The organism is Micromonospora sp. NBRC 110038 (assembly GCF_020884815.1).
Classification (GTDB): Bacteria; Actinomycetota; Actinomycetes; order Mycobacteriales; family Micromonosporaceae; genus Micromonospora; species Micromonospora haikouensis.
In genome coordinates this window covers 1-10,410 of record NZ_BBOL01000017.1, presented here as the reverse complement: position 1 = coordinate 10,410, position 10,410 = coordinate 1, and the positions used below count along the sequence as shown (strand labels likewise).

6 protein-coding genes are annotated in these 10,410 nt (G+C 65.8%); 2 read left to right on the top strand and 4 right to left on the bottom strand.

Annotated features, from left to right (window positions below; genetic code table 11):
- Positions 1-566: transposase (locus tag LPU61_RS31375; RefSeq protein ID WP_229406976.1), on the top strand; the 566-nt coding region annotated here is incomplete at its 5' end.
- Complete coding sequence (locus LPU61_RS31370; RefSeq protein WP_043961686.1) at positions 563-970, top strand: hypothetical protein; 408 nt, start codon at positions 563-565, stop codon at positions 968-970. The genes LPU61_RS31375 and LPU61_RS31370, both read left to right, overlap by 4 nt.
- Here LPU61_RS31370 and LPU61_RS31365 read toward each other — a convergent pair.
- From LPU61_RS31365 to LPU61_RS31350, 4 genes are all read right to left on the bottom strand, one after another.
- Positions 860-1,810 carry an AAA family ATPase gene (locus LPU61_RS31365; protein WP_229406975.1) on the bottom strand — a complete coding sequence of 317 codons (951 nt, stop codon included), beginning with the start codon at positions 1,808-1,810 and terminating at the stop codon, positions 860-862. The genes LPU61_RS31370 and LPU61_RS31365 overlap by 111 nt on opposite strands.
- Positions 1,811-2,149: 339 nt before the next feature.
- Positions 2,150-3,790, bottom strand: coding sequence for a hypothetical protein (locus LPU61_RS31360; RefSeq protein ID WP_229406974.1), 1,641 nt, complete (start codon positions 3,788-3,790; stop codon positions 2,150-2,152).
- Positions 3,791-4,328: 538 nt separating this feature from the next.
- Entirely contained in the window at positions 4,329-7,013 is a 2,685-nt protein-coding gene (locus LPU61_RS31355) for a site-specific DNA-methyltransferase (protein ID WP_229406973.1), read from the bottom strand.
- Positions 7,013-10,063 (bottom strand): BPTD_3080 family restriction endonuclease, encoded by a 3,051-nt coding sequence (locus tag LPU61_RS31350; protein ID WP_229406972.1) that lies wholly within the window; start codon positions 10,061-10,063, stop codon positions 7,013-7,015. Before LPU61_RS31350 ends, LPU61_RS31355 begins: the two co-directional genes overlap by 1 nt.
- Positions 10,064-10,410: the final 347 nt, after the last annotated feature.

Genomic DNA, 10,410 nt, shown 5'->3' with positions numbered 1-10,410 from the left:
ATGACCTGCTGCGCTGCCAGGCCCGGGAGAAGGCCGGCCGGACCGAGGATCCGACCGCGGTCGTGTTGGACAGCCAGTCGGTCCGGGCGGCGAACCACGTCCCGGCCGCCACGACCGGCAAGGACGTCGGCAAGAAGGTGTCCGGCCGCAAGCGTGGCCTGGCCGTGGACACCCTCGGTCTGGTCATCGCGGTCGTGGTGACCGCCGCGTCGGTCACCGACAACGCCATCGGCATCCGGCTGCTCGACAAGGTCGTCGAACACACCCCGACGGTGACCCGGGCCTTCGTCGACGCCGGGTTCAAGCAGGACTTCGCGCTGCACGGCGCCGTCCTCGGGGTCGACGTCGAAGCCGTCAAGCGATCCGACTCCCGCCCCGGGTTCGTGCCGGTACGCAAGCGGTGGATCGTGGAACAGACCTACGGCACGCTGATGCTGCACCGTCGTCTCGTCCGCGAGTACGAGAGCCGACCAGAATCGGCGGTGTCCCGGACATTGTGGGCGTCCATGGCGATCATCGTGCGTCGGCTGACCGGCACCAGCACCCCGTCCTGGCGGCACGGGTGAACCTCACCGTGATCCTCGACCTGATCACCGCACGTGAAGCCACCGCCGGTCAGACGGCCGACCGGCTGCGCGAGCAGATCACCGCCCTCACCACGGACCTCGCCCGCGTTGAGGGCGAACTGGCCGCCCTGGCGACCACCCGCACCACCCTGAGCGCCCTCACCGCCGCCGAGTTCACCGCCGACGACCCGACGATCGCCAGCGCCCCCTACCAGCAGATCCTGGACGTCCTCACCACCGCGTCCGCCGGCATGCGTGCCAAAGCCATCTGCGTCGCACTCGACGTCGAGCCCTCACCGAACCACGTCGAGAGCATCCGCGCGAAGCTGAAACGCATGGTCCACCGCAATGTCCTGACCGAAGACGAACCCGGCGTATTCACCCTCGCATCGAAACGGACCTAAACCTTCGAACCACCCTCTCAGGCCGGAGGTGAAAGACACGTCCGGCTGGACCTCCACGGACACCAAGTCCGGGCATCGCTGCTTGATGTGGTCAACGAGACCTTGGGCGTCCTCCCGTACTCGCCGGCCGAGCTCGTCTTCGAGACTTCGGACTTGCTGTTTGAGGTCTTCGTCCTCGAGATGAGACCTGTAGCGGCTGTTCAGGGCAACCCGGACTGCGGCTTCCGCCGATTCGGCGTCACCGAAACGCAGAAATTTCGGCAGGGCCGCGGCTACCTCTTTGCGCGCCGGGACCCACGCTCGAGTGAATGGTTGGGTCTCAGCGAATTGCTGGAGTGCCGCAACCCAGTTGCTCTTGGCTCTCGCGTCGGACGTGACCGTGACCCCGAGGGTGGCCGCTGTGGCACGCAAGTCGGACAGAGGCTTCGCGTCGAGGTCCCGAAGGCTCTCGTCTACGGGCGCGTCTACCAGCAGCTCCAAGCGCGGCCCGAGCTCATGACTGCTGAGGCGACGCATCAAGATGGTGCCGGGCAGGGCGAGGTCTGCCTGCTCTTGGTCCGAAAGGCGGAACTCGCCCTCGACCCATGTGGCTTCGACCCGTCGCACGGGTTCAGGGGCATCGCTGGCGAGCGCGGGCTCGCCACCCCCGGTCCGGGTCGCCTCGAAAGTTCGGTCCTCTTCGGCAAGAGGAGAGGCGCCCAGCAGGAAGGCGAGCGCGTCGATGGTGGCTGACTTCCCGCTGTCGTTGTGCCCTGTCAGGAGTGTTGGGCGCCGGATCGGGATCGGGCCGACGTCCTGCAAACTGCGGAAGCCGTGGACCGAAATCGACACGAGTTGCATGAAGGTCCTTCCCGTCGCCGATCTGTCGAGGCCACACAGGCGCAAGTCCGCCTCGCGTGGACGTCGGTGCATCCCGCGGCAGACAGGTTACTACTCGCCCACGACGTGCCGCGTCAGCTCCTCGGGGACCAGCGACTACCTGCTCCCTGTGTCGTCAGAACAATCGGTGAAGCCGAAGGTCACGCGTGGTGCGGTCGAAGTCGTTCGGGTTGGTCGACTGTCGAGCGGTAGTGGCCAGTGCCTCGAACTGCAGGTGACTCAGCGGCCGGCGACTCGGCCGGTACCGTCGGCCGGCGGACGTAGTCGGCCGGCGAAGCAGCCAATCACAGGACCATGTAGTTACCAGGTGACGAGGTCGGCGGCATCGAAGCCGGCGTTCTCTGCGATCCGCACAAGAGCCTTTCGCACTACATCGCGGGCTTCGTGTTGGGGCAGCGGACCTCGACCGAGCACCGCGAGATCAAGCCGGGAGAGGTATTTCTTCGGACTGGTACCGAATGGGCGGAGATCGACGAGGTCCGTGAGATGGAAGGTCCGGTCACTTTCCGCGTTCTGCGATCGCTCGTTGGTGATGTATAGGCCGACACGTTGCCGGCCGCCAGAATTGACATTGCAGGTGGGCTCGTCTAGGGCCAAGGGAAGAACGTCGAACGCGATCCTCCAAGCCCTGACAAAGAAATCGACGACCTCCGTGAGGGACAGTCGTCGGGCAACCGGACTGTTGGGCTGGCAGGGCTCGCTCTGGCAACTGTCGAAGTCGAGCTGGACGTCGACGATGCTCGTGATGTCGGAACTCATGAGGTGGGGCATGAGATAATGCAGCCTGCCGTGGATCGCGTGCCGGCCGTCGGGTGTGTTGATCAGGCAGTCGTAGGACGTGCCCCAACTGTCGTTTCGAGCGTATTGGTCTTCTGTCGGCCGCCACTGCAGTCCGGGGGGCACGGCGATGCGATCGGCGGCCAACGCGCTCACGATCGCCGCCATCCCGGGCTTGGCAAGTTCGGCTGCCAGACGACGTCGGCCCGCTGCGGATACACGATGGTCGTCCCGGTTGTTCGGCATCCGGGCCACCAGCCGCAGACGCAGATCGAGCCGCGGCTGTGAGCCGGTGGCGGTGTCAGCGTCGCCGCCGGAGTTCGAGTCGAACCCGAGATCGGGAACCCAGGTCCACCGCCCGTCGGCGTTGACCATGGACCCGCGCCCCCAGGCGCCGCCGACGGTCGGGACGCGTGCGACGGTCGGCGCGATGTATCGGTGGTCCCCGCCGGCCGAGCTGGCGGGGAATCCCACACCACGCACACCGCTGTCGGCCATGCCGTCACCGGTGCAGGACATCGCATTCCACAGGTCTGCGGTGACGACCAGGGCTGGTCTGCCGTTGAGTGCGCAGATCACGGCAGGATGGCCACAACGGCCACCTCGTAGATGCTGGACGAAGCCGGGCCCGAGTTCATAGGCGTCAGCGCTGGGTATGCCCAGAAACGAGGCACCGCCTGCGGCGTCGTACGCCTCCTCGAACGCCTCCTTGATGCCCGGTACGCCATCGCCGACGGCTGGTCCGGCGTTGCTGCCGCGGGCCAGCGCCACGTGAAGCAGCTGCGCGGTCTCGTGCGCCAGGTACCCGGCCGCTTCCAACTTGTCGATGGTCGCCCCGAGATCGGCGGTCGCGTCACGGAACGCATCGACGAGCAGTTCGGGCAACCGGGACGGTAGGGCGCGTAGCCGCGTGAGTTCGGCTCGAGTCGCGGTATCGAACTCAGCCTCATGTTGAGCCTTCCATTCGCGCAGGACCTCGACCGGGTACCGACCCCTCGTACGAGGATTGTCCACGATCTTGTGATGGCGTCCGCAAAGGATGAGGAGATTCTCAAACGCCTCGCGATCCCCGACAGCCGCCGCGCCCCGCGGCCCGGACTCCACGGCCCCAACGATGTGCGCGACCTCGCCGACGAACACCGGCTCCCCGCCATCGACGAGCACTACCGGCTCGTCACACTCGGGTGCGTAGCAGCGCCCGCGACTCAGTGTGTACAGGGCACGTCGGACTCGTTCGGGTATCGCACCGCGAGATTCAGCCACGCACGCAGACTAGCCGCAGGCGGAGCGCCCGGACGGTGAGCAGGCCCTCGGTGAAAACGCCACCGCTGGCGTAGAGAACCTGTATCCGACCGGGCATGCCACCGAACCAAACCAGTGAACCTGTGGCCCCTCCGTCCGGTGGCGGGCAACAGGCGTACTCGAACCGCCGAGGTTCACGGTTTGGCTGCCCGGATCGCCGACACCGAGGCTTGGCCGCGGAGCAGTATGGGGAAGGGACATCTTTTCACCCAACGGCTGATGACGGTCAGATGACGGTCCTTCCACCGGTGAGCTGATCACGATGGTTTGTCTCGGCGAGCAATCTGCCGTCTACCCTGCCGACGTGGCGACGAAGTGTGGTGGACTTCTACATCAAGCGGAGGCGGCGCGACCGAAAGCGGCGCCGGTTGTCAATTCCGGCACCGCTTCCTGCGCGTCATCACACGTCGTAGACCTTCAGAACCTCGTCGCCGTAGTGGTTGATGACCTTGACCGCGATCTTGCCTGACTCGGGGCGCGGGAAGGGGCGGGAACGGGTCGAGTACAGCGACGCCCAGGCGGCCTCGTCAATCTCGCTCCGCAGCGCCTTGCGCAGCCGGGTGTACGGGTCGAGCGCGTCGGGCTTGCCCTCCGTGCCGGCGAAGTAGATATGCCGGACGAAGAACTCCTCCTCGTCGTACTCGGTGTCGAGCATCCACATGGCGATGTCGTCGGTGCCCTCCTCGCCCCGAAGCTCACCCGTGGTCGGGTTGTAGACATCGACCCCTCGAATGTCGATCACGAGGCCGTCCGCAGTGGAGTCGATCACGATGTCGGGTTCACCGAAGACGGTGAACAGGTTGGCCGTGCCGGTCTTCTTGAGCAGCGTGTCACCCATGGCGAGGTCGGCATTCATCCGCACCATGAGGATCGGGAGCCGGCCGAGTTGACGCTGCTCCGCGACGGTGGCGAAGTCACCCGGTTCCGGCGCGAACTCGGCGGCCACTGCACTGGCCCGGGCGTCGAAGCTGAACGCGCAGACCAGCAGCAGGTCGAAGCCCACTCCACGCAGCGCTTCCCGCGCGGCATCCTTTATCCAGTCGGCGTCTACCGTGCCGTACTGCGGTCCAACGCTGACGGCGATCCGCTGCGATGAGCCGTTGCCGTTCTCGCGCTGTGCGCCCTCAGCATGTAGGAACCGCCCGGGGTAGGGCGTGAGGGACGCGAACTCCAAGCGCTCCTTGCGGCGACCGTTCTGCACGCCCGCCTTGGCAAGGTTGTCGAGGATCGTCCTAAGGAAGCTGTCGGCATCGGCAGTCGACGGCTGCTCCTCGCTGATCTCGAACGAGGTGGACCGGTGTGGCGACAGGCTCTCCACGGTGAACCGCCCGGCCACCCGGATCTTCTTCTTGTCCTCGTAGGGGCGGTCGTAGAGTAGTTCGGTGTCGGCGTGCCGCTTGATCGCAGCGTCGATCTCTGCCCGGCTCATGCCCTCCTTGATGTCCGGGTTGTTGGCGATCGACTTGAGCGTCACGTGCGGCACCCGCTCGTAGACGAAACCCTGTCGGATGTTGCCGGTGGGCTCGGAAGCCGGCCCCAGGCTGCCGGACAGCTCAAGCTCCTTGGCCCGGCCCTCGATCGAGTCGGCCAGCAAGTAGGCCGGGAACTTGGCGCCGATGATGCGTTGCCGCGCCAGTGCGATGGCCACGCGGGAGGTATCGATGGTGATCCACCGCCGCCCCCACTGCTCCGCTACATATGCAGTCGTCCCTGAGCCGCAGGTTGGGTCGAGTACGAGATCGCCAGGGTCGGTGGCCATCAACATGCACCGCTCCGGCACTTTGGTGCCGGTCTGAACAACATAGACCTTCTCGCCGGGTCGGCCCGCCACTCCGGTGTCAGACCAAATGGTGTTGATCGTGACGGCCGGGAAATCATCCATGAAGCGCAAGTACCCGAGAGAGTTGGCACGTGCGACTACACGTCCAGCCTGGATCAGCCTCCGCATACCTTCCTTGTGCGTCTTCCATTCACCGGCACCAGGCATGAACGTTCTTCCGTCGACCTCGACAGGGTAGTAGCCTGTCCTGTTTTCCCTGACGCGAGGGGAAGTCATGTTATCCAGGCGAAACGGTCGACCGTCCGGAGAGGTGCCAGCGGGAGCAACTGAACCGTCGGGCAACAGTTCATGTCGATACTCCCCACCCCCCACCCCGTTGAGGGACTTAATTTCGTAGAGCCTATTGAATTTCAGATGATCTCGCTCACGGGCAAACCATAGAATGTAATCCGAGGTACCAGGAAGGAATTGCGCGGTCGCTCCGGAGGTTTTTGCAAAAGTGATCTGGGAGACGAAGTTCTCGGGGCCGAAGACCTCGTCCAGGAGTGACCTGACCAGGTGGACGTTCTCGTCGCCGATCTGGACGAAGATGCTGCCCGAGTCGGTGAGCAGGTCGCGGGCTACGACCAGCCGGTCCCGCAGATACGCCAGGTAGGAGTTGATTCCCAGTTCCCAGGTGTCGCGGAACGCCTTGATCTGCTCGACCTCGCGGGTCACGTCTGCCAGGTTGCCGTCCCGGACGTCCCGCTTCTTCATCGAGTTTTGCCAGTTGGAGCCGAACTTGATGCCGTACGGCGGGTCCAGGTAGATCATCTGGACCTTGCCGCGCATCCCCTCCTTCTCCGCCAGCGAGGCCATCACCCGCAGCGAGTCGCCGAGCACCATCCGGTTCGACCAGTTGGCGTCGTGCTGGTAATACTCGACCGACTCCCAGGTGTCGAGCCCGTCGAAGTCGGTGTAGTCGTCGGCGAACAGGGCCATCTGCTCGTGTTGCGGCTCCGCCTCCTGAGGGCGGTTGGCCTGGCGTAGCTCCTCGATGAGGGCCCGTGGGGCGACCTTCTCCTGGATGTAGATCGGCGGAGCGTCCACCACCAGGTCCTCGGCGTCCTGCGCCTCCTTGCCCGTCCAGACGAGCTGAGGGTCCAGGCTCGGATCACGCTCGGCAATGTACGTCTCGATCTTGGCGGCCTCCGGCGACACCAGCGCGTGGCCGTCGGCGGTCGGGATGTTCAACCGCTTGTCGCCGTGCTTGATGGCCTGCACCGGCACCCCGGCGCCCGCAGTCGCCTTGCTCTTCGGTGGCATCAGGCCAACTCCTCCTCGTTCAGCATCGCGTCGGTGAGGGCGGCCACTCCCCGCCCGGCATAGAGCGCCTCGATGGCCGGCGTGAGATCTGCCTTCGCCCGGGTGGGGTCACGCAGTTCGCAGAAGCTCCACCGGCCGTAGCGGCCGGAGTTGTTCACCGCCGGCACCCAGAGATTGCGGGCGGTCCAGGACTTTTGTCCGGTCTGCGAGGCCGGCTTGCGGCCGCCGGAGACCTCGATGACGAGCGTACGGATCACGCCGTCGCCAGGGTCGACTAGCCGGGCGAGGAAGTCCGGATAGAACCGGCCCGCCCGGCCGCCGTGCTCGTACGGGATGGCGAAGTCCAGGTGGTCGTTCTTCACGTACGACGCGACGCTGCCGAGCGACTCCAAAGCTTGCGCGACCGAGCGTTCCCAGGCGTTGCCGCCGGCGCCGTCCAGCGTCACGAAGTTGACCGGGCAGCGGTCCTCGCGGGTGGCGTAGACCTCGCGGGTGGTGTGGAAGTCGACGATATCCGTGGAGCCGACCGGTTCTGCCGCTCGCAGCACCGGCAGCACGTACCGGGATCGCTCGCCCTCCTGCCACGAGACGGCCTGCCAGATTTTGTCGACCGCCTCGGCCTCGCGCAGCAGCAGCATGCCGTACGTCGCGTCGTCGTGCAGGTCAACGCAGTGCCGCATCCAGTCTCGCGCGATCGTTACGAGTTGCGGGAAGTACCACGGCCGCAGCTCGCCGTCGGTGCCGTGCAGCAGATGACGTCGCAGGACTTGGTCGGCGAGCCGGTAGGCGATGTGCTGCTCCCGCACGGTGCGGAGGTCGAGCCGGTGGGTGTCGGTCTCGCCGGTGCTTCCCGCCATGATGGTCTCGGTGGGGATGTCTGCCTTCGAGATGATCATCCGCGCCTCGGGCAGGTCAAGGTCCGCGAACAGCGGTGCGTCGGGCATCTCGACGTGGTAGCCCACCACTCGGGGGAACTCGATGGCGAGGTGGGCCCGGTCCGGCTCGGCACGCACGTGCCGGGTCGGCTTCATCTTGAGGTCGCGGGTGGCGGCGACGGTCGGGATGAACTGGAACGGGACCCCGTAGACGTCCGCGTACTCCGGTGGGAACATGCCGTTCTCGTCGGCGACGTACGACCGGCGCCGCAGGCCGCGTCCCACCACCTGCTCGCAGAGGAGCTGGGTGCCGAACGCCCGGACGCCGAGGATGTGGGTGACGGTGTTGGCGTCCCAGCCCTCGGTGAGCATCGAGACACTCACCACGCAGCGGACCTGTTCGCCCAGCTTGCCCGGCTTGCCGACGGTGTTCATCACCTCGCGCAGCAGCTCAACGTCACCGATGTCGTCCGTCGAGCGGCCCGGGAAGCGCTGCGCATACTCCCGTTTGAACTCCTCGATCTCGTGCCGTGCGGCGTGCCGGAACTCGTCGGAGAGCTTGCCTGCCTCGAACTCGGCGGCGTCCACCAGGATCGACCGCGGCCGGTGCAGCCATCGCCCGGCTTCGACGTTGGAGAAGAGGGCCAACCGGCCCGGCACCGGGATGTTGCCGTCGGGTGTCTCGCGGTCGAAGCCGCTGATCCAGTCGTGGATCGCCTTGGAGACGGTGGTGTTGCTGCATACGACGATGAACACCGGTGGCGGTTGGCCGTTCGCTGCGGCGTCCGATTCCTGCCAGGCGCGGAAGGACTTCTCGTACGAGCCATAGAGGCTGTGGAGCGCGGCTGTGAGGGTGGGGGGTAGGTCGTCGGGGGTGAACTCCACGCCAGATCGCCGCCCGCCCTTTGGTAGGTGATCGCGGATGTTCTCCCAGAGGTTGAGGTAGGTGACGTTTCGGGAGACCCGGTTGTCGTCTACCGGTACGCGGGGGATCTTGACGATGCCCGATTCGATGGCGTCGATCAGCGAGAAGTCGCTGACCACCCAGGGGAACAGCGTCCCCTCTCGGTAGCCCGAGCCGGAGAGGAAAAACGGCGTGGCCGACAGGTCGTAGACCCGTTTGATGCCGATCTTTGCCCGGATAGCCTCCAGGCCGGCGAACCAGATCCGAGCCTCCTCCTCCCGCTGCTGAGCGCTCTTGCGCTCGTCACCCTTGAGCGTATCGATCGTGTCGGCTTCCGCCTCAGGTTGGCCGCTCCGGCCTCGATAGCAGTGGTGCGATTCGTCGTTGAGCACGACGATCTCCGACGAGCCGCCGAGACTGCGCAGCACCCGGCTGACCATCTGCCCCGGAGTCTCCCGGAACGGGTTCGGCCGGTTCGGGGCGAGGAAGGCCTTGGTGTTGCTGGTCAGCCCTCGGCCCTCGCGCGTTTCCCGCTGCTGGAAGGCGTGGAAGTTGGTGATCACGATCTTCGCCTGGCCAAGGTCGGGCAGGAACTCCGCCGGCACCAGGTCACGTTGGCGGTAGTAGTTTTCCGGATCTTCGGGAAGCAGCACCCTCAGCCGGTCGCGGATGGTCAGCCCCGGCGCAATCACCAGGAAGCGTTTGGCGAATAGGCGCTTGTAGGGCTCGTTAACTTTGTTGATCGTCTGCCAGGCAATCAACATCGCCATGACCACGGTCTTGCCCGTGCCGGTCGCCATCTTCAGCGCAACGCGGGGCAGGCCTCCGTTGTACTCGGCATTTTGTTCATCCAGCGCGTTGAGAGCCCAGCCGCCTCCCCACTTGGTAGCCGCCTCGGCGAGGAAGATCGCCGTCTCGACCGCCTCCCGCTGGCAAAAGAGGATCTTGTTGTCGCGCTGTGGGTCGGCCCAGTATTCAAGCAGTCGCTTGGTCACCGGTGTGACGTCCGGCCATCCGGCCTGCCTCCAGGCGTCGACCCTCGACCGGATCTCGTTGACCTGGCGATTTTGGGTGATGTCGTCCTGGGTGAAGACGGCCAGCTCCATCTGAGTGCCGCGCTTGCGCGGGCGGGGCACGGGGATGAAGAAGCTCGACGGGCGGCGGCCGTCCACGATCCGGTCGGTGATGCCGTCCCGGTCGAAGGCGAAATGCCGGCTCGGTGCCGCGTACGGCGAGTTGATGATGGGATTCTCGATCACCCGGTCGCCCACGCCGCCTCCGTTGCCGCTGTCGAAACGTGGAGCTTACCGGCTCGCCGCGGTGCTGGCGGATACCAGCTCGGAGTAGGACCAGGGCGATCGCGTGCGGGCCCTCTGAGCCACGAAGGTGACCAGAGTCGTCGTGGCTGATCATGCCCGCAGCCGGCCCTCATTTGCGCCCTCGCGCCCGCAGCCAAGCTCGACCAGCCGACCTCGAGGCGGTGTGGCGGTCATCACCAGGCGGATAGCGAGCCAGTAGCCACGTCCATGCGGCTGTCTTGCGGCTTTGCGCTGTCGAGTCTCGTGATGAGAGGGTGGTTCGGTAGCTTCCGTCCATTGTGGGCTTGGGCCGGCATGTG